This window comes from Citrobacter sp. Cpo221 (assembly GCF_030332345.1).
GTDB lineage: Bacteria > Pseudomonadota > Gammaproteobacteria > Enterobacterales > Enterobacteriaceae > Citrobacter > Citrobacter portucalensis.
This window is the reverse complement of sequence record NZ_JAOWIA010000063.1, coordinates 209,780-232,751: the sequence shown is the minus strand read 5'-3', so window position 1 is coordinate 232,751 and position 22,972 is coordinate 209,780. Positions and strand designations below refer to the sequence as shown.

Sequence of the window (22,972 nt, the reverse complement as noted above, 5' to 3'; positions counted from 1 at the left end):
ATGCGCTATCATAAAAAAAGGCTGGATAGATATCCAGCCTCATTTGTCACTAACGTAATCGACCTCGCGCCAAATTCAGCCTCGACTCGCTCATTTGCATGGCGTTCTGACTGACATGGCAGTGGGTAATGGCTATCGCCAGTGCATCCGCGGCATCCGCTTGCGGATTCGCCGGGAGTTTTAGCAGCGTGCGTACCATATGCTGGACCTGGCTTTTTTCCGCGCTACCGATCCCCACCACGGTCTGTTTTACCTGGCGGGCCGCGTATTCAAAGACCGGTAGATCCTGATTGGTCGCCGCAACGATTGCCACGCCGCGAGCCTGTCCCAGCTTTAGCGCCGAGTCGGCGTTCTTCGCCATAAAAACCTGCTCAATGGCAAAATAGTCCGGCTGAAACTGGGTGATGATTTCCGTCACGCCCGCGTAAATCAACTTCAGACGTGACGGTAGATCGTCGACTTTGGTGCGAATGCAGCCGCTGCCGAGGTAGGTCAGCTGCCTGCCGACCTGACGAATAACACCATAACCGGTGATGCGCGACCCCGGGTCAATGCCGAGAATAATAGACATCACGCATCTCCTGTTATTTTATGGCTTAACCACATCATTCTAAGGTGGCAGCAACCTCATCGGAGATTTCACCGTTGTGGTAAACTTCCTGCACGTCGTCGCAGTCTTCTAGCATATCGATCAGACGCATCAGCTTCGGCGCTGTTTCTGCATCCATATCCGCTTTGGTGGATGGGATCATAGACACTTCAGCTGCGTCCGCTTTCAGACCAGCCGCTTCCAGCGCGTCACGTACTTTGCCCATCTCTTCCCACGCGGTGTAAACGTCAATTGCGCCGTCGTCGAAGGTCACAACGTCTTCAGCACCTGCTTCCAGCGCCGCTTCCATGATGGCGTCTTCGTCGCCCTGTTCAAAGGAGATTACGCCTTTTTTGCTGAACAGATAAGCCACGGAACCGTCGGTACCGAGGTTACCACCCGTTTTCGTGAACGCGTGACGCACTTCCGCAACGGTACGGTTACGGTTGTCAGACAGACATTCAATCATAACGGCTGTACCGCCAGGACCGTAACCTTCATAGATGATGGTTTCCATGTTGGAATCTTCATCACCACCCACACCGCGCGCGATTGCACGGTTCAGGGTGTCACGGGTCATGTTGTTAGCCAGCGCTTTATCAACCGCTGCACGCAGACGCGGGTTAGCATCCGGATCGCCGCCGCCCAGTTTAGCCGCCGTCACCAGCTCACGAATTATTTTGGTGAAAATTTTACCGCGTTTAGCATCCTGCGCTGCTTTACGGTGTCTGGTGTTGGCCCATTTACTATGACCTGCCATAAATAATATCTCCAAAAAGCGCGCCTTTTCAGGCGACGTTAATTACAAACTCTTCAATCGCCTGCCGGTTACTCCACGACTTGGTTAATTGGGCGGCTTCAACCGCATTAACCCAACGATAGGTCAGATGTTCGGTGAACACGATCTCTCGTTCTGAGGGAAGTGCCAGGCAAAACCAGGATTCAGTATTACGTTCAATTCCCGGCGCATAGCGATGACGTAAATGGCTAAAAATCTCAAACTCCACCGTGCGCTGACAGTCAATTAAGGTCAGTTGCTCAGATGCAACATCAATGGCGACCTCTTCCTTTACTTCGCGCATAGCGGCTTGCGACGCGGTTTCACCTTCTTCAAGGCTGCCGGTGACCGACTGCCAGAAATCAGGATCGTCGCGTCGCTGTAACATCAGCACTCTCCCGGTGTCCTTTGCATAAATCACGACTAACACCGAGACAGGCTGTTTATATGTCATATCAGTTATTCTCGGCCTTCTTAACAACCTGAATGCTCAGTTCCGCCAGCGCAGCTGCGTTGGCAAAGCTTGGCGCTTCAGTCATCAGACACGCTGCAGCCGTGGTTTTCGGGAAAGCAATAACGTCACGAATGTTGTCAGTACCGGTCAACAGCATAGTCAGACGGTCCAGACCAAACGCCAGGCCCGCATGCGGCGGTGTACCATATTTTAGCGCATCCAGCAGGAAGCCGAATTTCTCACGCTGTTCTTGCTCATTAATGCCCAGAATACCGAATACGGTTTGCTGCATGTCGCCGTTGTGAATACGCACGGAACCGCCGCCTACTTCGTAACCGTTGATGACCATATCGTACGCGTTGGCAACCGCGTCTTCCGGCGCTGCTTTCAGCTCAGCGGCCGTCATATCTTTCGGCGCGGTGAACGGGTGATGCATTGCGGTCAGTCCGCCTTCACCATCGTCTTCAAACATTGGGAAGTCGATAACCCACAGCGGCGCCCATTTGGCTTCGTCGGTGATGTTCAGGTCTTTTCCCAGTTTCAGACGCAGCGCGCCCATCGCGTCGGCAACCACTTTCTTGTTGTCGGCACCGAAGAAAATCATGTCGCCGTCTTGCGCGCCGGTACGTGCCAGAATCGCTTCCACAATTTCTGCGTTCAGGAACTTAGCAACCGGGCTGGTAATACCTTCCAGACCTTTCGCACGTTCGGTGACTTTGATGTAAGCCAGGCCTTTCGCGCCGTAAATCTTGATAAAGTTACCGTAATCGTCGATCTGCTTACGACTCAGTGCAGCACCGCCCGGTACACGCAGAGCAGCTACGCGACCTTTCGCATCGTTTGCCGGACCAGAGAACACTGCAAACTCAACGTCTTTCACCAGATCGGCAACGTCCACCAGCTCCATCGGGTTACGCAGGTCTGGTTTATCGGAACCGTAGCGACGCTCAGCTTCGGCAAAGGTCATGATCGGGAAATCACCCAGATCCACGCCTTTAACTTCCAGCCACAGGTTACGTACCAGCGCTTCCATCACTTCACGCACCTGCGGTGCGGTCATGAAGGAAGTCTCAACGTCGATCTGGGTAAATTCAGGCTGACGGTCAGCACGTAAGTCTTCATCACGGAAGCATTTTACGATCTGATAGTAGCGGTCAAAGCCAGACATCATCAGCAGCTGTTTAAACAACTGAGGTGATTGCGGCAGCGCGTAGAATTTACCTTTATGTACGCGAGAAGGTACCAGGTAATCGCGCGCGCCTTCCGGCGTTGCTTTGGTCAGCATCGGTGTTTCGATGTCGAGGAAGCCGTGGTCGTCCATAAAACGACGCACCAGACTGGTGATTTTAGCACGCGTTTTCAGGCGCTGCGCCATTTCAGGGCGACGCAGATCTAAATAGCGATACTTCAGTCGCGCTTCTTCGGTGTTGACGTGGTTAGAGTCCAACGGCAGCGAGTCTGAACGGTTGATGATGGTCAGATCGGAGGCCAGTACTTCAATTTCGCCCGTCGCCATATCGGCGTTGACGTTTTTCGCGTCACGCGCACGCACAGTGCCCGTAACCTGGATGCAGAACTCATTACGCAGTTCGGAGGCCAGCTTTAACGCGTCCGCACGGTCCGGATCGAAAAATACCTGCACGATACCTTCGCGGTCGCGCATATCGATAAAGATCAGGCTACCAAGATCACGACGACGGTTGACCCAACCACACAGAGTCACCTGCTGCCCCTCGTGGGACAGACGTAGCTGTCCGCAATATTCTGTACGCATGAGATATCCCTTAACTTTGCCGCAGGCGGATTGTCACCTGTCTCGCAGATGACGAAGTCGCAGCTTTAGCTGAATGTCACAACTGAATGAAAAAAGGCGGCTATTATACTGGAAATTCTGCCGCACGATAAGAGCCTACTGGGATAGACTCTCAGTCCGGTACTGACTGTACGCCTGTTTCCTGGACGGGCATTGCGTAATCTCACAAAAAATAACAAAAATTGTCGCCCCTTTCACACTGATTCGCGATTAAGGTGTAACGGAATTCTTTTATTACTGGAGTGACCATGCTGGAATTGAACGCTAAAACAACCGCCCTTGTCGTGATTGATTTACAGGAAGGGATCCTGCCTTTCGCTGGCGGACCTCATACGGCACAGGATGTGGTTACCCGCGCCGCGCAGTTGGCGGAAAAATTCCGTGCCCACGGTTCCCCGGTGGTAATGGTGCGCGTTGGCTGGTCTGACGATTACGCCGAAGCGCTGAAACAACCGGTAGATGCTCATACTCCGGCAAAAGCGTTGCCCGAAAACTGGTGGGATTACCCGGCGGCTCTGGGGAAATGCGCCAGCGATATCGAAGTGACTAAACGCCAGTGGGGAGCCTTCTATGGCACTGATCTGGAATTGCAGTTGCGTCGCCGGGGCATCGATACCATCGTCCTGTGCGGCATCTCTACGAACATTGGCGTGGAGTCAACGGCGCGAAATGCGTGGGAGCTGGGTTTCAGTCTGATCATTGCAGAGGATGCCTGTAGCGCCGCCAGTGCTGAACAACACCAGGGCAGCATGACTCACATTTTCCCGCGCATTGCGCGCGTTCGCAGCGTGGAGGAGATTCTGCAAGCGCTATGATCTATATCGGTTTACCCCAGTGGTCGCATCCAAAATGGGTGCGTCTGGGGATCACCAGCCTTGAAGAGTATGCCCGCCACTTTAACTGCGTGGAGGGCAACACTACGCTGTATGCGCTGCCTAAAGCCGATATTGTTGCCCGCTGGCAGGCACAGACCACCGATGCGTTTCGATTTTGTTTTAAGTTTCCGGCGACCATCTCGCACCAGGCCGCGCTGCGTAATTGTGATGACCTGGTACAGGAATTTTTTACGCGTATGTCGCCGCTGGAATCGCGCATTGGACAATACTGGCTGCAATTACCCGCGACCTTTAGCCCACGCGACCTGCCTGCCCTGTGGCAGTTTCTCGATGCGCTCCCGAAACCCTTTACCTACGGTGTGGAAGTTCGCCATCCAGACTTCTTTGCCAAAGGCGAAGCCGAACAGCTATTTAATCGCGGTTTACACGAGCGTGGAGTAAACCGGGTGATTCTGGACAGCCGCCCGGTGCATGCCGCAATCCCACATACTGAAGCAATACGTGACGCTCAGCGCAAAAAACCGAAGGTTCCGGTGCATGCTGTGGTGACGGCAAACCATCCGATGGTACGCTTTATCGGTAGCGATGATATGGCACAAAACAGCGCCCTTTTTGCCGTCTGGCTGACCAAGCTGCCGCTATGGCAACGCACCACGACGCCGTATCTGTTTTTGCATACGCCGGACATCGCGCAAGCCCCAGAGCTTGTTGATACGCTATGGGCAGATTTACACAGTGCTCTGCCAGAGATCGGATCAGCTCCCTCTATTCCACAGCAATCTTCTCTTTTCTGAAAATGCCACCTATCATAGTCAATGCCAGCAGCCATTTTAAAAGGGAGTTTGTATGGTAAGCGCGCTTTATGCCGTATTGGGTGCGTTATTGTTAATAAAGTTCTCCTTTGACGTCGTTCGCCTGCGCATGCAATACCGCGTTGCCTATGGCGATGGAGGTTTTAGCGAGCTGCAAAGCGCTATCCGCATTCACGGTAATGCAGTGGAATATATTCCCGTCGCATTAGTGCTGCTGTTATTTATGGAAATGAACGGCGCAGAGACGTGGATGGTGCATATTTGCGGGCTGATGTTGATTGCCGGACGTCTGATGCATTATTACGGATTCCACCACCGACTATTCCGCTGGCGCCGTTCGGGCATGAGCGCAACCTGGTGTTCGCTGTTGCTAATGGTGCTGGCGAATCTTTGGTATATGCCCTGGGAGTTGGTTTTCTCCCTGCATTAGCGCACAATACGCCACTTTATTTTTCCCGGATTTTTACGTTATGTCTCACCGCGACACGCTTTTTTCTGCGCCTATCGCCAGTCTGGGTGACTGGACCTTTGATGAACGGGTAGCTGAAGTCTTCCCGGATATGATCCAGCGTTCCGTTCCTGGCTATTCCAATATCATATCTATGATTGGCATGCTGGCCGAACGTTTCGTACAACCCAACACGCAGGTCTACGATCTGGGCTGTTCTCTGGGCGCGGCGACGCTCTCGGTGCGTCGCAATATTCATCACGAGAATTGCAAAATTATTGCCGTCGATAACTCCCCGGCGATGGTTGAGCGCTGCCGTCGTCATATTGATGCCTATAAGGCACCGACCCCGGTTGAGGTTGTCGAAGGCGATATTCGCAACATTACTATCGAAAACGCCTCGATGGTGGTGCTGAATTTTACCCTGCAATTCCTTGAGCCACCTGAGCGCCAGGCATTGTTGGATAAGATTTATCAAGGGTTGAATCCCGGCGGCGCGCTGGTGCTGTCTGAAAAATTCAGTTTCGAAGACGCTAACGTTGGCGAGTTGCTGTTCAACATGCACCACGACTTCAAACGGGCCAATGGCTACAGCGAACTGGAAATTAGCCAGAAACGCAGCATGCTGGAAAACGTGATGCTGACCGACTCGGTAGAAACGCACAAAGCGCGACTGCATCAAGCCGGCTTTGAGCACAGCGAATTGTGGTTCCAGTGCTTCAACTTTGGCTCTCTGGTGGCGTTGAAAGCTGAGGTTAGCGCATGATCGATTTTGGTAACTTTTATCAGTTGATTGCCAAAAATCATCTGTCCCATTGGCTGGAAACGCTTCCGGCGCAAATCGCTGCCTGGCAGCGCGATCAGCACGGTCTTTTTAAGCAATGGTCAAACGCCGTCGAGTTTCTGCCCGAGCTGATGCCGCATCGTCTGGACTTACTACACAGCGTTACCGCAGAAAGTAAAGAACCGCTCAGCGAAGGCCAGCTTAAACGCATCGACACCCTGATGCGGAACCTGATGCCATGGCGTAAAGGACCGTACTCGCTGTACGGCGTCAACATCGATACCGAATGGCGTTCCGACTGGAAATGGGATCGTGTCCTGCCGCACTTGTCTGATCTCACCGGGCGGACCATTCTTGACGTCGGCTGCGGCAGTGGCTATCACATGTGGCGCATGATTGGCGCGGGGGCGCATCTGGCGGTTGGCATCGATCCTACGCAACTGTTCCTGTGCCAGTTTGAGGCAGTGCGTAAACTGCTGGGCAATGACCAGCGCGCTCACTTGCTGCCGCTGGGCATTGAGCAACTTCCAGCGCTCAACGCCTTTGACACTGTGTTCTCCATGGGCGTGCTTTATCACCGCCGCTCGCCGCTGGAACACCTGTGGCAGTTAAAGGATCAGTTGGTAAAAGATGGCGAACTGGTGCTGGAAACGCTGGTCGTCGAAGGTGATGAAAATACCGTACTGGTGCCGGGCGATCGCTACGCGCAGATGCGTAATGTCTACTTTATTCCGTCTGCGCTGGCGCTAAAAAACTGGCTGGAAAAATGTGGTTTTGTTGATGTGCGCATCGCCGATGTCTGCGTCACCACCACCGAAGAGCAGCGCCGCACTGAGTGGATGGTAACCGAGTCACTGGCCGACTTCCTCGACCCGAACGACCACAGCAAAACGGTAGAAGGTTACCCCGCCCCGCTACGTGCAGTCTTGATTGCGCGTAAGCCGTGATGGATTGCCGGATTCCCGTTACGTATAGCACCGTTTCTCCAAAATAGTTCAAGTTGCAGCAAGGCGGCAACGCAGCAAATCCCCGGGAGCGTAGATAACTACGTGACCGGGGTGAGCAAGGCGGCCAACGCGGCTGCGGCTTGAAATATGAAGGAGAAAAAAAGGCCCCTGTAATAGCAGGGGCCTGGTACGAGCAAGCATCATATTGGGCGACATGATGCAACGGTAAAATCAGTTGGCCTGATGGTGTGCAATGATTGCTTTCATTTCAGCAACCGCCGTCCCGTCTACCGCATAGCGCGAATACTCATCCGCCTGCGCATCCGAAGACATCGACAACCCCGAATTGCGATAACGCATTGGTGAAGCCAGCCATACTCCGGCAGAACTGTGGACTTCCTGCACTCCAGCATCAAGGAGCAGGGACAAATTCGAGGCGCGAACCCCCGCTCCGGCCATAATGATTGGAGCACCGGGCTGCGCAATAAGTTCCATTATTTTTGTTAAACCTTGCGCCGCATCTGATTTTTGCCCTGAAGTGAGTATTCTGGCAACACCCAAATCAGCTAATTTTTTAAGCGCATTGAGTGGGTTAGCACACATATCAAAGGCACGATGAAAAGTGACTTGCAGCGAACCGGCGGCAATCATTATTTTCTCCATGCGCGGCATATCGACATTGCCATCCACATCTAAAATGCCGGTCACCAGCCCTGAGAATCCCAGTTCCCTGACCATCGCAATATCATCCAGCATTGCAGCAAATTCACCTTCGGTGTAGCAAAAGTCGCCTCCACGTGGGCGAATAATGGGATTGACGGGAATCGAAATGTGCTGGCGAACGGAACGCAAGACGCCCAGTGACGGCGTTAAGCCCCCTTCTTTGGGTGCCGAGCATAGTTCAATGCGATCCGCGCCGTTTTGCTGCGCCGTGCGCGCGCACTCCATGCTGTAACAGCAGATTTCCAGTATAGCCATGCTCACTCCTGACGTTCGCTTGCCACAATGGTTTCAATCGACCACGGATGGAATTTTATCGTCACGCTGCCATCGCTAACCGCCAGCGTCGGATTCGGTAAACGCTCACGCTCTCCTTTTGGCGAGCTGGTTTTCACAAAAATACCCGGTTGACTCAGACCGTGATCGGAAAGCAGCGCCAGCGCGCGCGCATTCAGCGTTTCCGCCTCTCCCGGCAGAACAATTTCAATATGTTCCCAGCCTTCATGTGGGTAGCGTTTTTCGCCCGGCCACGGCAGTTCGACGATGGAAAATTGCCAATGTTGCACACAAACCGGCTCATGCAGTTTAAAAAGACAAATAGGTCTGCCGTTAATGATGTTTTCTGACAACAATTCACCGCACTGTTCAAACCCACGACGCCAGCGCTCTGCGGTGGTATTTTGATGGCAACGCAAGGAAATGTGATCGGCTTCCAGGCCTGTGATATCCAGCCCAAGACGGGTAGAAAGTTCCGTTAATGCCTGCGTGAAATGCGGTAAATCTGCAGAAATATCCTGTAGTTCTGCAACGGTTTGCCAGTTCGCCATTTTAAAAGCTCATATCCATGTTCAAAGTCGCTAATTTACTCTGTTGCGCTGCGCCATCCAACCGCTGTTTTCTCCGAACACATCATGAATAAATTTACGCCATTACATTGTTTATATTTCAGGCTACTGGCGGTACACACAATGCTGACGGCAACGGGCATTTGCAGTATACTCCCGCCCTTAATTCTTAAACTGGTGCGGTGAGTTTTAGGCCGCTTCATAAATGTAAGGTATTCCGGTGAATATTCAGGCTCTTCTCTCAGAAAAAGTCAGTCAGGCCATGATTGCTGCAGGTGCGCCTGCAGATTGCGAACCGCAGGTTCGTCAGTCAGCAAAAGTACAGTTCGGCGACTATCAAGCTAACGGCATGATGGCTGTCGCTAAAAAACTGGGTATGGCGCCGCGACAACTGGCTGAGCAGGTGCTGACTCATCTGGATCTCAACGGGATTGCCAGCAAAGTTGAAATTGCAGGCCCGGGCTTTATCAATATTTTTCTCGATCCGGCATTTCTGGCGCAGCACGTTCAGCAGGCGCTGGCTTCCGATCGTCTGGGCGTCACTCAACCGGCTAAACAAACCGTCGTGGTTGACTACTCCGCGCCTAACGTAGCGAAAGAGATGCACGTTGGTCACCTGCGTTCCACCATCATCGGTGACGCGGCGGTGCGTACGCTGGAGTTCCTCGGTCACAACGTTATCCGCGCCAACCACGTCGGCGACTGGGGTACTCAGTTCGGTATGCTCATTGCATGGCTGGAAAAACAGCAGCAGGAAAATGCCGGAGAGATGGCGCTGGCTGACCTGGAAGGTTTCTACCGTGATGCGAAAAAACATTACGACGAAGATGAAGCCTTCGCGGAACGCGCCCGTAGTTATGTCGTGAAACTGCAAGGCGGCGACGAATACTTCCGCGAGATGTGGCGCAAACTGGTCGACATTACCATGTCGCAAAACCAGTTAACCTACGATCGCCTCAACGTTACTCTGACCCGTGACGACGTCATGGGCGAAAGCCTGTACAACCCGATGCTGCCTGGTATCGTGGCCGATCTCAAAGCTAAAGGCCTGGCTGTTGAAAGCGAAGGCGCTACCGTCGTATTCCTTGATGAGTATAAGAACAAGGAAGGCGAACCGATGGGCGTTATCATTCAGAAGAAAGATGGCGGCTATCTCTACACCACAACCGACATCGCCTGCGCCAAATATCGTTACGAAACCCTGCATGCCGACCGCGTACTTTATTACATCGACTCCCGTCAGCATCAGCACTTAATGCAGGCCTGGACCATCGTACGTAAAGCTGGTTATGTGCCGGATTCAGTGCCGCTGGAACACCACATGTTCGGTATGATGCTGGGCAAAGACGGCAAGCCGTTCAAAACCCGCGCGGGCGGCACGGTGAAACTGGCTGATCTGCTGGATGAAGCGCTGGAGCGCGCACGTCGTCTGGTCGCGGAGAAGAACCCGGACATGCCTGCCGACGAACTAGAAAAACTGGCAAATGCGGTCGGTATCGGCGCAGTGAAATACGCGGATCTGTCCAAAAACCGTACTACCGACTACATCTTCGACTGGGACAACATGCTGGCGTTCGAAGGTAACACCGCGCCATATATGCAGTACGCTTATACCCGCGTACTGTCCGTGTTCCGTAAAGCAGATATCGACGAAAGCGCGCTGGCAAATGCGCAGGTCGTCATCAGCGAAGATCGCGAGGCTCAACTGGCGGCACGTCTGCTGCAGTTTGAAGAAACGCTGACCGTCGTTGCACGTGAAGGTACGCCACACGTGATGTGTGCTTACCTGTACGACGTTGCTGGTCTGTTCTCCGGCTTCTACGAGCACTGCCCTATTCTCAGCGCTGAAAACGAAGAGATTCGTAACAGCCGACTGAAACTGGCACAGCTGACGGCGAAAACGCTGAAGCTGGGTCTGGATACACTGGGTATCGAAACAGTAGAACGTATGTAATCACCTCAAGTAATATGAAAGCCCGCGCTATGTCGCGGGTTTTTTTATTTCCCCGAATTACCGCCCTCGTAGGCAGCACTATCAGGCCGACGAGAAACGGCTACGTTCACTGTAATTTGTAACAACCCACAAGGAATGACACATTTCCCTAGAGATATGGAACATCTTTTGCCTGTCATCCCGTCTAAGCCTCCGTATCATTAGGCGGCGAATTAATCGGGTACGGGTCAATGACATTCAGAGATTTTGAGGCGGAAGAAAAGCTCTTCCAGCGGCGTGTATTGGTGGCCTTTGGCCTGGTAGTCATCTGTTTTGGCATCCTGATTTACAATCTGTATAACTTACAAATCTGTCAGCACCAGTATTACACCACCCGGTCGAATGCAAACGACATCAAAATGCTGCCCGTCGCCCCAACGCGCGGCATGATTTACGATCGCAACGGCATCCCGCTGGTGCGCAACGTTACCTGGTACGATATTTCTGTTACGCCGTATAAAATCAGCGATATGAATGCGTTACTCCAGCAGCTCACGCCGATCGTTGACCTCACTCCTGATGACATAGACCAGTTTCGCCATGAGCTGAAAACCAGCAGCCGCTATCGTCCTGTGGTGCTAAAAAATGCGCTAACCGATGTCGAAATCGCCCGTTTCTCGGTAAACCAGTTTCATTTTAGCGGCGTCAACATCAATAGTTACGAAGACCGCCAGTATCCCTATGGCGCGGCGCTGGCGCATGTCCTGGGTTATGTTTCAAAAATCAATGACAACGACCTGAAAGCACTGGATCAAAAAGGTCTGGCGGAGAACTACGCCGCCGATCACAACATCGGTAAGCAAGGTATTGAGCGCTATTACGAAAACGAACTGCATGGAAAGACCGGTTATCAGGAGGTGGAAGTAGATAACCACGGACGCATCGTACGCCTGATCAAAGATGTGCCGCCCGTTGCCGGAAAAGATATCCATCTGACGCTGGATTTACATTTACAGCAATACATTGAGAGCTTGTTGGCTGGCCAGCGTGCCGCCGTTTTGGTTGAAGATCCACACGACGGTTCCGTACTGGCGATGGTCTCAAACCCCAGCTACGACCCTAATCCATTTGTCAAAGGCATCAGCTATCAGGACTATAACAAGCTACTCCAGGATAAAGACCTGCCATTAATCAACCGCGTCACGCAGGGATTGTACCCTCCCGCTTCAACGGTCAAACCGTATATGGCGATGTCGGCATTACTGAACGGTGTGATCACGCCGCAGACCAGTTTCTTCGGTGCCCCTACCTGGACGCTACCCGGCACCGAGCGACATTACCGTGACTGGAAAAAAACGGGCCACGGTATGCTGGATGTCACCAAAGCGATAGAAGAGTCTGCCGATACGTTCTTCTATCAGGTGGCGTATATGATGGGGATCGACCGGATTAACAGCATGCTCAGCCAGTTTGGTTACGGTAAACCGACCGGCATCGATCTTGATGAGGAGTATAACGGCCTGCTCCCGAGCCGCGAATGGAAGCAAAAAGTACACAAAAAAGCCTGGTATCAGGGGGACACTATTTCAGTTGGCATCGGTCAGGGCTACTGGATTGCCACGCCTATCCAGATGGTAAAAGCCATGGTCGCACTGATTAACAACGGCAAGGTTATCGTCCCTCACCTGCTGCTCGATGAAGAGAGCGGCAAAACCATCACGCCGTATCAGGCTCCAGAAGCACCTTCACAAATCGCCTCGGCCTCATCGCCCTACTGGGGACTGGTGCGTCAGGCGATGTTCGGCATGGCGAATGAACCAAATGGTACAGGTTATAAGTTCTTTCACACCGCGCCTTACGGCATTGCGGCAAAAAGCGGCACCTCGCAGGTCTTTAGCCTGAAAGAAAATCAGACCTACAATGCGAAGATGATCCCTGTCCGCTTGCGCGACCACGTGTTCTATACCGCATTTGCACCCTATAAGAACCCGAAGGTCGCGGTGGCGTTAATTCTGGAAAACGGCGGCAACGATGGTGTCACCGCCGCGCCGGTTATGCGTCAAATCATGGATCATCTGTTTGCCCCGCAGGACAATACGGAACAAACAGCGACGGCTGAACCATCAGGTCCGATAACAACATCGCCATCGAATACCGATATCAAAAATACTTTCGCAAGTATTCGGTAAGACACAGCATCGCCATCGCCTGTCCGTAAGGCATGGAGGTCCGAGGAATATTGCGATAGAAATCGAGATTGTGTCCCATCCCGGTACCAAACGAGGTGTGCAGCAGTTCACCTTCCGGTGAAATATGCTGCACAATGCCGCGAATGGCTTTTTCGGCCACCAGCGCATACTCTTGCCCAACATAGCGTTTACGCACTGCTTTGAGGATCCCATAGGCAAATCCGGCAGTTGCCGATGCTTCCAGATACGACTGAGGGTCGTCCAGCAAGGTATGCCACAACCCACTTTCATCCTGGCATTTCGCCAGCGCCGCGATTTGCGCGTTCAGGACCTGAACCAGATAGCGGTGAACAGAATTGTTTTCCGGTAAATCAAGTAATTCGAGGAAGTCCGGGATCACGATAGTTAACCAACTGTTGCCACGCGCCCAGCGGGCATTAGCAAAGTTATGATTTCCTTCATAGCTCCAGCCGTGGAACCACAGCCCCGTTTCTTTATCCATCAGGTTTTGCACGTGCAGCAGGAACTGATACGTTGCCTCTTCGATGTAGTCCGGGCGATTGAGTAGCTTGCCAATCTTCGCCAGCGGTAAAACCGTCATCATCAGCGTGTCATCCCACATCTGTTGATGGTTTTCTTCCGCCAGCGTGATGTGTTGCATACCACCAAATTCGGTACGCGGCATCTCATGCATTGCCCACTCAGCCCAGCTGTCGAGCCACGGCAGATACGCTGGGTTACGCGTCTCTTCATAGCGATACGCCAACGTTAAAAATGGCGCCATGGTGTTCACGTTTTTGGTGGTCGCACCTTCAGCAAAACGCTCGGCAAACCAGCTATCGATGATATCGCGCATCGTTTCATCGCCGGTTTGCAGATAGTACTGATACATCCCGTACAGGCCGACGCCGTGTGTCCACTCCCATCCCGCCCAGCCTTTAGTATCAATTACGCGTCCATCGTCCAGACGCAGCAAGAACTCGCCGGTTTCGTCATGAATATTGACCAGGTTATGCGTCACCTTTTTGATCAGCGTTTTTAATTCATCCCTGGTAATAAAATGTTCTGGCTGGCGCAATAACGGGCTATGTTTAACCGGGTAAACAATCATTTACTTAACCTCTGTCAATGTCGGATTCAATGCTGAGACTTGCCCCTGTTACGGCGCAGCAGCTTTTTTGGAGGCCCCGCAATCCTCGCTTTGACAATGGGCATCCTTATAGGGTCACAGTAAAAGCTAACAGGAAGTGAAACCTTTCTATTTCTGCCAGAAGGATTCGTGAAATGGCAAGAATACAAAGAGTCCGGCAACGTACGTCACTTATTTTATAAAACGGCGTTTCTATTTAATTGAGTGAGAGACTGAAATGTTGAAACAACCAGCAGTTTCAACTGCTGGTCTGAATGACGGAGGGTGTTAACGGTAGTTCACAATCACCTGATTGCTCTGAATGCGTAACGCGGGGATCAGGCGACCACCGCCGGGGACCTCCCAGACAAAATGCATCGGTTCAATGGCCGGAACGTTATTGAACCCGTTGGTGGTCCCACTTTGCCCGTCCAGCTCAACACAACGGGACTGAGAACATAAACGCACCCGCAAACCTGCGGGCGTTGGGCCATTCAGCTCATAGCGCCAGGCCACCAGCGTCATCAAGCCTGAGACCGGCTGGCTGGGAACCAAAGGATCAGACGAGGCTGATTGGCCACGGTGATTTAAGGTGATCCCCATGCCACTTGCCTGCCAGGCCCCTTCTCCAGCGGCCTGCGCCACCAGAGGAAAAAACAACAACCACAGTAGCTTACGCATTATTTACCTCCAATGGTCGCCGTCATACGGATATGGCGGTTATCGGAAAGCTCCATATTCGATAACACCACCAGCTGCGGGATGCTGCGACGTAAAAACCGCGCCAGTAACGGACGTAACGCGTGATTAACCAGCAAGACCGGCGGCGCGCCCAACATTTCCTGCCGGGACAGCGCTTCCTGAGTCTGCGCCAGCAGGCGGTCTGCCAGCCCAGGCTCCAGGCCGCCGCCTCCCTGCAGCGCTTGCAGCAGCAAACGCTCGAGCGGAGTATCAAGGCCGATAACCTGAACCTCTTCATTCCCCGGGAACCACTGCTGAGTGATAGCGCGTCCTAACGCAACACGGACCACCGCGGTAAGCTCATGCGGATCGTTTTGCAGCGGCGCATGTTCCGCCAGCGTCTCAAGGATGGTGCGCATATCGCGAATCGGTACTTTCTCATCCAGTAAGTTCTGCAGCACTTTATGCAGCGTGGTGAGCGTCACAACGCCCGGCACCAGATCTTCCGTCAGCTTTGGCATCTCCTGCGACACACGGTCCAGTAGCTGCTGCGCCTCCTGACGGCCAAACAGCTCGGCGGCGAACTGGCCAATCAGGTGGTTAAGATGCGTAGCGACAACAGTACTGGCTTCAACCACCGTAAAGCCCTGAATCTGCGCCTGTTCCTTCAATGCGCTTTCAATCCAGATAGCGTCCAGTCCGAAAGCCGGATCGACCGTTTTCTCGCCCGGCAGCGACCCGGCGGCAGTACCCGGGTTAATGGCCAGCCAGCGTCCCGGATAGGCGTCACCGCTGCCTATTTCAACCCCTTTCATCAAAATTCGATAGCGAGCCGGCTGCAGATCCATATTGTCGCGGATGTGTACCACCGGCGGCAGGAAGCCCATATCCTGAGCAAATTTCTTACGAATACTGCGAATTCGCCCCAGCAGCTCACCATCCTGCTGAAAGTCCACCATTGGGATCAGGCGATAACCTACCTCCATTCCCAGGGAGTCTTCCAGTTGCACGTCGTTCCACGTGGCTTCCACCACGGAGTTGTTTTCCGGCATTTTCACCGGCTGCGGTTCATCTGGCGCTTTTTGCTCACGCCCGCGCATCCACCAGGCCAGACCCAATAACGCGGCGGTAAACATCAGAAATACCAGGTTCGGCATGCCCGGAACCAGACCCAAAAGTCCAAGCACCGCCGCACTGAGCAGCATAACGCTAGGGTTGCTGAACAGTTGGGTCACCATCTGTTCGCCTACGTCCTGGTCGGTACTCACGCGGGTCACGATAACGCCCGCCGCGGTAGAGATAACCAGCGCAGGAATTTGTGCCACCAGCCCGTCACCGATGGTCAGCAGGGTATAACTTTCCGCAGCGCTGCCCATGCTCATACCATGCTGCAACACCCCAACTAACAGACCACCGACCACGTTGATCACCATGATCAAAATCCCGGCGATGGCGTCTCCACGGACGAATTTACTCGCACCGTCCATTGAGCCGTAAAAATCCGCTTCCTGTGTCACTTCCGAGCGTCGTTTTTTAGCTTCATCTTCGCCAATCAGACCGGCATTCAAATCCGCATCAATCGCCATCTGCTTGCCGGGCATTCCGTCCAGCACGAAGCGAGCGCCAACCTCGGCGATACGTCCGGCACCTTTGGTGATTACCATAAAGTTAATGATGACGAGAATCACGAAGACCACGATACCGATCGCAAAGTTACCGCCCACCAGGAAGTGGCCGAAGGCTTCAACCACCTTCCCCGCCGCCGCCGCCCCGGTATGCCCTTCCATCAAAATGATACGGGTCGACGCGACGTTCAGGGCCAGACGTAACAATGTGGTGAACAGCAAAATCGTCGGGAATGCGGCAAACTCCAGCGTACGCTGGGTGAACATGGCCACCAGCAGCACCATGATCGACAGCGCAATGTTAAATGTGAACAGCAAATCGAGGACGAAAGCCGGCAGCGGCAGCACCATCATCGACAGGATCAGCAGGATGAGGATCGGTCCGGCAAGGATTTGCCATTGCGTGGATTTCAGGTTGCTGGGCAGGCGCAGCATCGCGACCAGATTAGCCATCAGTATTCTTCTCGTTCATGAAATCCAGTGCTTCAGGCACCGGAAGGTTTTCAGGTTGTGGTGGACGTTTGCCGCCAGCCAGGCGCCAGCGTTTTAGCTGCCATACCCATGCCAGCACTTCAGCAACGGCGGCATATAATTGACCCGGTATTTGCTGACCAATCTCAGCATGGCGATAGAGCGCACGCGCCAGTGGCGGCGCTTCTAATGTAGGGACACGGTGCTCTGCGCCAATTTCACGAATGCGCAACGCCACCAGCCCTGCCCCTTTCGCGACAACTTTCGGGGCACTCATTTTGTTCTCGTCATACTTCAACGCCACTGAGTAGTGCGTGGGGTTAGTGACAATAACGTCTGCTTTTGGTACATCCGCCATCATGCGACGCTGAGCGGCCGCGCGCTGCATTTGACGAATTTTGCCCTTAACGTGCGGGTCACCTTCGCTTTGCTTAAATTCATCGCGGATATCCTGACGCGACATGCGTAGCTTTTTCAGATGGCTATAGATCTGGAAAAAGACGTCGAACCCCACCATCGGAATAACACCAAGTACCACCAGTAGTGCACACATACCGACTAAATCCAGGGCGTTGCCCATCGCCGTAATCGGTGACTCCGCCATCAGACGCATCATCGCCGGCCAGTTATGCCAGAGATAAAATCCAGCCACGCTTCCCACCAGCGTGGACTTCAGTATCGCTTTGAGCAGTTCTGCGCCGGTTTGCGCGGAAAACATGCGCTTAATGCCCGGCAACGGATTCAGCTTAGAGAATTTGGGCTGCAGGGATTTACCGCTGAAGATCAAGCCGCCAAGCATCACCGGGGAGATTAGTGCCACCAGAACGACGCCGGTAATCAACGGCAACAGCGCAATCATCGCGTCTTTAATCAGCAGGATGATTTGGCTCAGGATCAGATTCGGGTCGTTGACCATACTGTGGTCAAAACGTAATCCGGTCGACAGCATGCCAGCCAGTCTGCGGGCAAGCGACTCCCCGCCAATCCAGATAATGCACACACCCACCAACAATATAAGTAGTGAGGTCAGCTCTTTGGATCGGGGGATCTGCCCTTCTTCCCGTGCTTTTTCAAGTCGGTGGGGTGTGGGGGCTTCTGTTTTGTCGTCGTCGCTTTCTTCTGCCACGCATCAGACCCTGGATAGAGATATAGGCGAGAATGATGCCAGAACAGCTATCCAGCAATGGGAAGAGTAAGCGGTAAAAAAGACGGGATTTATGGCTTTAAGCAGAATTGCGCGTAAGCCGGATGCGAGGTCCACGCCTCACATCCGGCAAATACGCATCAGAACCCGAGGCTGTCCAGCAGGTCGTCAACCTGATCCTGGCTTGCCACTACGCCGGCTTTCGAGGCGTCAACCTGCGGGCCGTTAAGCAAGCTTTCGTTTTCACGTTTTGGACGTGCGCCCTGTTCCGGAATGTTTTCCAACAGAACCATCAGCAGCTGACGTTCAATTTCCTGGATAACATCCATCATGCGCTTGATGACCTGTCCGGTGAGATCCTGGAAATCCTGCGCCATCATGATGTCCAGCAACTGGGCATTGGTAAAGCTGGTATGTCCGGGCACATCACCAAGGAATTGACGGGTATCGGTGACCAGTTCACGAGCATCGGAGAGTTCAATCGGATTTTCGAACCATTCATCCCAGCGTTTGGTCAGGTCTTTGGCCCCTTTTTCCATCGCGTCCTGATGCGGCTGCGAAGCTTCTACGCTGTTTAGCGCACGCTCCGCCGCCTGCGCGGTCATCTGCACAACATAATCGAGACGATCGCGGGCATCAGGAATCGCTTCTGCCGCTTCGGCAATGGCCTGATCCAGCCCCAGTTCACGCAAGCTGTCGCGCAGCATTCGGGTCAAACTGCCGATGCGCGCGATGATGTCCCCTGCAGAGTGTTCGTCAGCAGGTTTAATTTGTGGTTGCATCATCATCACACCCTCACATGCCCAGTTTCTCAAAGATTTTATTCAGTTTTTCTTCCAGCGTCGCTGCCGTGAACGGTTTCACGACATAGCCACTGGCACCTGCCTGTGCTGCCGCAATAATGTTCTCTTTTTTCGCTTCTGCCGTGACCATCAGCACCGGCAGAGAAGCCATCCCGCCATCGGCACGGATGGTTTTCAGCAGTTCCAGTCCATCCATGTTCGGCATGTTCCAGTCAGAAATAACAAAGCCGAATCCCCCAGCCTGCAGCTTGTTCAGCGCATCCACGCCATCTTCAGCCTCTTCAACATTGTTGAATCCCAGCTCTTTAAGCAGGTTACGCACGATGCGACGCATGGTGGAAAAGTCATCCACAACCAAAAACTTAAGCTCTTTATCCGCCATAAAAATAAACTCCTGATTCAAATACGTATTGCCTGTCCGGCACTAATTTTCACCAGCATTTGCTGGCTCACCTGGCTAAGATCGACCACTTCGCTTACGCCACCCATATTGATGGCCTCGCGCGGCATGCCGAACACCACACAACTTGCTTCGTTTTGCGCAATGGTCCAGGCTCCCGCCTGACTCATCGCTAACATTCCGGCTGCGCCATCGTTGCCCATACCGGTCAGGATCACCCCGACGGCATTGCGCCCCGCATGTTTCGCCACCGAATGGAACAGCACATCCACTGAAGGCCGATGCCGATTAACCGGCGGACCGTCATGAATTTTGATTTGATAGTTCGCGCCGCTGCGCGCCAGTTCCATATGCTTGTCGCCCGGCGCGATATACGCATGCCCTGGAAGTACGCGCTCTCCGTCCTCTGCCTCTTTCACGGTTATCTGGCACAGTTTGTTCAGACGTTCGGCGAACGAACGGGTAAATCCTGGCGGCATATGCTGGGTAATAAGAATACCCGGACTTGAAAGCGGCAATGGCTGGAGTACATGGCGAATTGCCTCTGTTCCTCCGGTTGAGGCGCCAATCACCAGCAATTTTTCTGAACTGAGTAATGGCCCCGCTTTCAAGGTTGTGGGTGCCGCCATGGGCTTATGGGCCGCCAGTTTTGCGCGCGATGCGGTGCGGATTTTCTCCGCAATCATCTCGCTATACGCCAGCATTCCTTCGCGGATCCCCAACTGAGGCTTGGTGACAAAGTCAATCGCACCCAGTTCCAGCGCCCGCAGCGTGACCTCAGAACCTTTACCGGTCAGTGAAGAAACCATGACTACCGGCATCGGACGCAGACGCATCAACTTCTCAAGAAAGTCGAGGCCGTCCATGCGCGGCATTTCCACGTCCAGCGTCAGGACGTCGGGATTGTATTTTTTGATTAAATCCCGGGCGACCAACGGATCCGGCGCCGTCGCCACCATTTCCATATCACTGTGACTGTTAATAATTTCGGTCATGATTTGACGCATCAATGCAGAATCATCTACCGACAACACCCTGATTTTACTCATGCTTTATCCTTACCTGGCGCATGCGCATACACGGTCTGTCCACGCAGGCTAAACTCGCGCACAAGGTTGCTAAAGTTTTCTGAATGACCTGCAAACAGCAGCCCGTCAGGTTTAAGAAGTGGAACAAAACGGTGCAAAATGTCCTGTTGAGTCGTTTTATCGAAATAGATCATAACGTTACGACAAAATATGGCGTCGAACGGTCCGGGCACGTTGTACTGCTTATCCAGTAAATTCACGCTGGAAAATTCAACATGCCCTGCCAGTTCCTGCCGAACGCGTACCAGCCCTTCATGCGGCCCGGTGCCGCGCATGAAATAACGCTGCAACTGCTGGGGTGACAGCGTCTTTAGCTCATCGAGGCGGTAAATGCCGTTTCTGGCCTTTTCCAGCACTTCGGTATCAATGTCGCTGGCAAAAACACGCCAGCGGCCCGGTGCCATACCTAAGGTATCGGCAAGCGTAATCGCAATGCTGTAGGGTTCTTCTCCGGTTGACGCCGCCGCGCTCCAGACGCGGTATTCACCGCTGCGCCGACGAGCGTGATCTGACAGCACCGGAAAATGATGCCCTTCGCGAAAAAACGCGGTCAGGTTGGTAGTCAGGGAGTTAATAAAAGCCTGCCACTCAGCGCTGTTCTGGTTAGCTTCCAGCATGCTGAGATAGCGACCAAAGTCATCCAGCCCCAGGGTACGCAGACGACGAACCAGGCGGTTATAAACCATGTCCCGCTTATGGTCGGCCAGTACGATCCCCGCACGCTGGTAGATTAATTGACATATCCGACGAAAATGCGCGTCAGACAGCGCGAGGCGCTGTGTCATCTGTAACAATAATGACGTTTGCCCGGAGGGCAGAGATGATGTCATAGCGCCTTCTCAATCACATTCAGGATACAACGGGCGCAACCTGAGGCTGCGCCAACTCTTGTTTTGCTACGGTTTGCTCTTCAAGTTTAAAAAATGCGACACAAGCAGAAAGATGATCGGCCTGCGTCGCAAGTTGTCCGGCGGCGGATGCGGCTTCTTCCACCAGACCGGCGTTTTGCTGCGTCACGGAGTCCATCTGGCTGACGGCCTGCGCCACCTGCTCAATGCCTCTGCGCTGTTCATCGGATGCCGAGGCAATCTCGCCCATGATGTCGTTAACCCGGGTCACCGAACTGACAATTTCCGTCATCGTGCGCGACGCCATATCCACCAGTTGCGATCCCTGATGCACCCGGATGACGGATTCCTCAATCAGTCCCTTAATTTCTTTCGCCGCCTGTGCGCTACGGCTTGCCAGATTGCGCACTTCTCCGGCGACGACGGCAAAACCACGCCCTTGCTCCCCCGCTCTGGCGGCCTCTACCGCGGCATTCAACGCCAGGATATTGGTCTGGAAGGCAATGCTGTCAATCACCCCGATAATGTCGCCGATTTTCTGCGAGCTGGCAGAAATCTCATGCATGGTGCTGGCGACCCGGGACGTCTGCTCGCCACCTTTATGCGCTGTGTCTGCCGCACTTTTGGCGATTCCTGACGCCTGGCGTGCGTTATCAGCGTTCTGGCCGACGGTGGCGGTCAGTTGTTCCATGCTGGCCGCCGTTTGCGCCAGCGCAGCCGCCTGCTGTTCAGTCCGTGAAGACAAATCGTTATTGCCCATCGCGATTTCTGAAATACCGCTATGCATGGCTGAGCTGCCCTGACGAACGTCACTTACCGTTTCGCGTAACGCCTTTTGCATCTTCTGCAGGCTGGCAAAAATAGCCGAGATCTCATTGCGCCCATAAACCGCTACCGGTCGTGCCAGGTTCCCCGCGGCAATACTGTCGAAATGGCTGCCAATAATCGCCAGCGGCTGAACGATCATCTTGCGTGACCAGAACAGCGCACCGCTGGTGAGCAGTGCCGCCAGTACCACCATGGTGGCGAAAATCACCCCCGACATATGGTAATTACGCTGACTCTGCTCCCCCGCCGTTTGCAACACGCTGTCAATGTTGCTCTGCCACGCATTCACATTCGCATCAAAAGCATCCTGAGCCGCCTGCACCGGCGCGGTCAGAAAATCTGACAACTGATTGTTTTCAAGCCAGGTTGCCTGATGCGCGAGAGCGCTGTGCCACTGGCTGAAGCTATTCTCCGTTGCGCCAAACAGCGCCTTGCCTTGCTCCGTCGAATCCGACGTCGCCATAAAGCGTTTAAACATCAATTCAGACTGCGTCAGGCTATCGCGCGCGAGGGTCATCAGCGTTTTGATGTCCTCTGGCGGATAGCTCAGGGCAGTCAGCGTCCCTGCCTTATTAAGGGCCGTACTGGCCTGTAATAACACAGCGCGGGTTTGGGCCAGCGCAGCGCGTTGCTGATTACTCCGTTCGACCTGATTCAGGTTCTGAAAACCGTCCCGAAATGACCAGAAGGACAAGCCATTACTGCCAATCTGCAAAACTCCGCAGAGGATCAAAATCAAAAACAGCGTGGTCGAAATTCGAATACGATTAAACATCAACGCTCCCATCGGGCGGCACTGGCCGCGGT

The 22,972-nt window shown here is 53.5% G+C and carries 22 protein-coding genes; 7 read left to right on the top strand and 15 right to left on the bottom strand.

The genetic code is table 11. The features are described from left to right. Positions 1–49: 49 nt before the first annotated feature. The 4 genes from ruvC to aspS are packed head-to-tail and all read right to left on the bottom strand — an operon-like array spanning position 50 to position 3,595. Positions 50–571 (bottom strand): crossover junction endodeoxyribonuclease RuvC, encoded by a 522-nt coding sequence (ruvC, locus tag OGY72_RS24590; RefSeq protein ID WP_003034867.1) that lies wholly within the window; start codon positions 569–571, stop codon positions 50–52. A 34-nt stretch (positions 572–605) separates the two neighbouring features. Next, the gene (locus OGY72_RS24585; RefSeq protein WP_003833836.1) at positions 606–1,349 is read right to left on the bottom strand and encodes a YebC/PmpR family DNA-binding transcriptional regulator; all 744 of its coding nucleotides are present in this window, start codon (positions 1,347–1,349) and stop codon (positions 606–608) included. Between the two features lie 28 nt (positions 1,350–1,377). Next, a complete protein-coding gene (nudB, locus tag OGY72_RS24580) occupies positions 1,378–1,821 on the bottom strand; it encodes a dihydroneopterin triphosphate diphosphatase (protein WP_003034863.1) in 444 nt (147 codons plus the stop codon). A gap of 1 nt (position 1,822) precedes the next feature. Beyond that, a complete protein-coding gene (gene aspS, locus OGY72_RS24575) occupies positions 1,823–3,595 on the bottom strand; it encodes an aspartate--tRNA ligase (RefSeq protein ID WP_003833841.1) in 1,773 nt (590 codons plus the stop codon). A gap of 287 nt (positions 3,596–3,882) precedes the next feature. Between aspS and OGY72_RS24570 the strand changes: the two genes are divergently transcribed. The 5 genes from OGY72_RS24570 to cmoB are packed head-to-tail and all read left to right on the top strand — an operon-like array spanning position 3,883 to position 7,461. After that, entirely contained in the window at positions 3,883–4,449 is a 567-nt protein-coding gene (locus OGY72_RS24570; RefSeq protein WP_286550164.1) for a hydrolase, read from the top strand. Further along, the gene (locus tag OGY72_RS24565; protein WP_003833844.1) at positions 4,446–5,264 is read left to right on the top strand and encodes a DUF72 domain-containing protein; all 819 of its coding nucleotides are present in this window, start codon (positions 4,446–4,448) and stop codon (positions 5,262–5,264) included. Before OGY72_RS24570 ends, OGY72_RS24565 begins: the two co-directional genes overlap by 4 nt. Positions 5,265–5,316: 52 nt before the next feature. Further along, positions 5,317–5,712, top strand: a complete 396-nt coding sequence (locus OGY72_RS24560) for an MAPEG family protein (RefSeq protein WP_003833847.1) — start codon at positions 5,317–5,319, stop codon at positions 5,710–5,712. A 40-nt stretch (positions 5,713–5,752) separates the two neighbouring features. Next, on the top strand, positions 5,753–6,496 hold the full coding sequence (gene cmoA, locus OGY72_RS24555) for a carboxy-S-adenosyl-L-methionine synthase CmoA (protein ID WP_003034686.1): 744 nt from the start codon (positions 5,753–5,755) through the stop codon (positions 6,494–6,496). Then, positions 6,493–7,461 (top strand): tRNA 5-methoxyuridine(34)/uridine 5-oxyacetic acid(34) synthase CmoB, encoded by a 969-nt coding sequence (cmoB, locus tag OGY72_RS24550; protein ID WP_125112494.1) that lies wholly within the window; start codon positions 6,493–6,495, stop codon positions 7,459–7,461. Before cmoA ends, cmoB begins: the two co-directional genes overlap by 4 nt. A 231-nt stretch (positions 7,462–7,692) precedes the next feature. Here the strand turns inward: cmoB and cutC are convergent, their stop codons facing one another. After that, positions 7,693–8,439 carry a copper homeostasis protein CutC gene (cutC, locus tag OGY72_RS24545; RefSeq protein ID WP_286550160.1) on the bottom strand — a complete coding sequence of 249 codons (747 nt, stop codon included), beginning with the start codon at positions 8,437–8,439 and terminating at the stop codon, positions 7,693–7,695. A 2-nt stretch (positions 8,440–8,441) separates the two neighbouring features. Next, entirely contained in the window at positions 8,442–9,008 is a 567-nt protein-coding gene (locus OGY72_RS24540) for a VOC family protein (RefSeq protein WP_003833855.1), read from the bottom strand. A 238-nt stretch (positions 9,009–9,246) separates the two neighbouring features. Between OGY72_RS24540 and argS the strand changes: the two genes are divergently transcribed. Both argS and mrdA2 read left to right on the top strand, forming a co-directional pair. Next, the gene (gene argS / locus OGY72_RS24535; protein WP_003833857.1) at positions 9,247–10,980 is read left to right on the top strand and encodes an arginine--tRNA ligase; all 1,734 of its coding nucleotides are present in this window, start codon (positions 9,247–9,249) and stop codon (positions 10,978–10,980) included. Between the two features lie 230 nt (positions 10,981–11,210). Next, positions 11,211–13,148 (top strand): peptidoglycan DD-transpeptidase MrdA2, encoded by a 1,938-nt coding sequence (gene mrdA2, locus OGY72_RS24530; protein WP_286550157.1) that lies wholly within the window; start codon positions 11,211–11,213, stop codon positions 13,146–13,148. On the opposite strand, the gene bglB is transcribed toward mrdA2, so the two are convergent. From bglB to tap, 9 genes are all read right to left on the bottom strand, one after another. Next, complete coding sequence (bglB, locus tag OGY72_RS24525) at positions 13,120–14,259, bottom strand: beta-galactosidase BglB (protein WP_286550154.1); 1,140 nt, start codon at positions 14,257–14,259, stop codon at positions 13,120–13,122. The two genes, mrdA2 and bglB, sit on opposite strands and share 29 nt — an antisense overlap. A gap of 306 nt (positions 14,260–14,565) precedes the next feature. Further along, positions 14,566–14,958, bottom strand: coding sequence for a flagellar protein FlhE (flhE, locus tag OGY72_RS24520; protein WP_003833862.1), 393 nt, complete (start codon positions 14,956–14,958; stop codon positions 14,566–14,568). Next, positions 14,958–17,036, bottom strand: coding sequence for a flagellar biosynthesis protein FlhA (flhA, locus tag OGY72_RS24515; protein ID WP_003034666.1), 2,079 nt, complete (start codon positions 17,034–17,036; stop codon positions 14,958–14,960). Before flhA ends, flhE begins: the two co-directional genes overlap by 1 nt. Then, on the bottom strand, positions 17,029–18,180 hold the full coding sequence (gene flhB / locus OGY72_RS24510; protein WP_079939875.1) for a flagellar biosynthesis protein FlhB: 1,152 nt from the start codon (positions 18,178–18,180) through the stop codon (positions 17,029–17,031). The genes flhA and flhB overlap by 8 nt, the downstream gene beginning before the upstream one ends. Before the next feature lie 158 nt (positions 18,181–18,338). Then, positions 18,339–18,983: a protein phosphatase CheZ gene (gene cheZ, locus OGY72_RS24505; protein WP_003034659.1), complete on the bottom strand. Its 645-nt coding sequence runs from the start codon at positions 18,981–18,983 to the stop codon at positions 18,339–18,341. A gap of 10 nt (positions 18,984–18,993) precedes the next feature. Next, positions 18,994–19,383 carry a chemotaxis response regulator CheY gene (gene cheY / locus OGY72_RS24500; protein ID WP_003034656.1) on the bottom strand — a complete coding sequence of 130 codons (390 nt, stop codon included), beginning with the start codon at positions 19,381–19,383 and terminating at the stop codon, positions 18,994–18,996. Between the two features lie 17 nt (positions 19,384–19,400). Beyond that, positions 19,401–20,450 carry a protein-glutamate methylesterase/protein-glutamine glutaminase gene (locus tag OGY72_RS24495; protein WP_286550147.1) on the bottom strand — a complete coding sequence of 350 codons (1,050 nt, stop codon included), beginning with the start codon at positions 20,448–20,450 and terminating at the stop codon, positions 19,401–19,403. Further along, the gene (gene cheR, locus OGY72_RS24490) at positions 20,447–21,319 is read right to left on the bottom strand and encodes a protein-glutamate O-methyltransferase CheR (protein ID WP_032943796.1); all 873 of its coding nucleotides are present in this window, start codon (positions 21,317–21,319) and stop codon (positions 20,447–20,449) included. Before cheR ends, OGY72_RS24495 begins: the two co-directional genes overlap by 4 nt. A gap of 19 nt (positions 21,320–21,338) precedes the next feature. After that, on the bottom strand, positions 21,339–22,940 hold the full coding sequence (gene tap, locus OGY72_RS24485; protein ID WP_148361848.1) for a methyl-accepting chemotaxis protein IV: 1,602 nt from the start codon (positions 22,938–22,940) through the stop codon (positions 21,339–21,341). Positions 22,941–22,972 lie beyond the last annotated feature (32 nt).

Coding starts and splice junctions, on each gene's coding strand:
- nudB (WP_003034863.1), bottom strand. CDS start 1,821: ATGACATATAAACAGCCTGTCTCGGTGTTAGTCGTGATTTATGCAAAG.
- OGY72_RS24570 (WP_286550164.1), top strand. CDS start 3,883: ATGCTGGAATTGAACGCTAAAACAACCGCCCTTGTCGTGATTGATTTA.
- tap (WP_148361848.1), bottom strand. CDS start 22,940: ATGTTTAATCGTATTCGAATTTCGACCACGCTGTTTTTGATTTTGATC.
- flhE (WP_003833862.1), bottom strand. CDS start 14,958: ATGCGTAAGCTACTGTGGTTGTTGTTTTTTCCTCTGGTGGCGCAGGCC.
- aspS (WP_003833841.1), bottom strand. CDS start 3,595: ATGCGTACAGAATATTGCGGACAGCTACGTCTGTCCCACGAGGGGCAG.
- cheR (WP_032943796.1), bottom strand. CDS start 21,319: ATGACATCATCTCTGCCCTCCGGGCAAACGTCATTATTGTTACAGATG.
- OGY72_RS24560 (WP_003833847.1), top strand. CDS start 5,317: ATGGTAAGCGCGCTTTATGCCGTATTGGGTGCGTTATTGTTAATAAAG.
- flhA (WP_003034666.1), bottom strand. CDS start 17,036: ATGGCTAATCTGGTCGCGATGCTGCGCCTGCCCAGCAACCTGAAATCC.
- ruvC (WP_003034867.1), bottom strand. CDS start 571: ATGTCTATTATTCTCGGCATTGACCCGGGGTCGCGCATCACCGGTTAT.
- OGY72_RS24540 (WP_003833855.1), bottom strand. CDS start 9,008: ATGGCGAACTGGCAAACCGTTGCAGAACTACAGGATATTTCTGCAGAT.
- mrdA2 (WP_286550157.1), top strand. CDS start 11,211: ATGACATTCAGAGATTTTGAGGCGGAAGAAAAGCTCTTCCAGCGGCGT.
- cmoB (WP_125112494.1), top strand. CDS start 6,493: ATGATCGATTTTGGTAACTTTTATCAGTTGATTGCCAAAAATCATCTG.
- cutC (WP_286550160.1), bottom strand. CDS start 8,439: ATGGCTATACTGGAAATCTGCTGTTACAGCATGGAGTGCGCGCGCACG.
- OGY72_RS24495 (WP_286550147.1), bottom strand. CDS start 20,450: ATGAGTAAAATCAGGGTGTTGTCGGTAGATGATTCTGCATTGATGCGT.
- OGY72_RS24565 (WP_003833844.1), top strand. CDS start 4,446: ATGATCTATATCGGTTTACCCCAGTGGTCGCATCCAAAATGGGTGCGT.
- cmoA (WP_003034686.1), top strand. CDS start 5,753: ATGTCTCACCGCGACACGCTTTTTTCTGCGCCTATCGCCAGTCTGGGT.
- OGY72_RS24585 (WP_003833836.1), bottom strand. CDS start 1,349: ATGGCAGGTCATAGTAAATGGGCCAACACCAGACACCGTAAAGCAGCG.
- cheZ (WP_003034659.1), bottom strand. CDS start 18,983: ATGATGCAACCACAAATTAAACCTGCTGACGAACACTCTGCAGGGGAC.
- cheY (WP_003034656.1), bottom strand. CDS start 19,383: ATGGCGGATAAAGAGCTTAAGTTTTTGGTTGTGGATGACTTTTCCACC.
- bglB (WP_286550154.1), bottom strand. CDS start 14,259: ATGATTGTTTACCCGGTTAAACATAGCCCGTTATTGCGCCAGCCAGAA.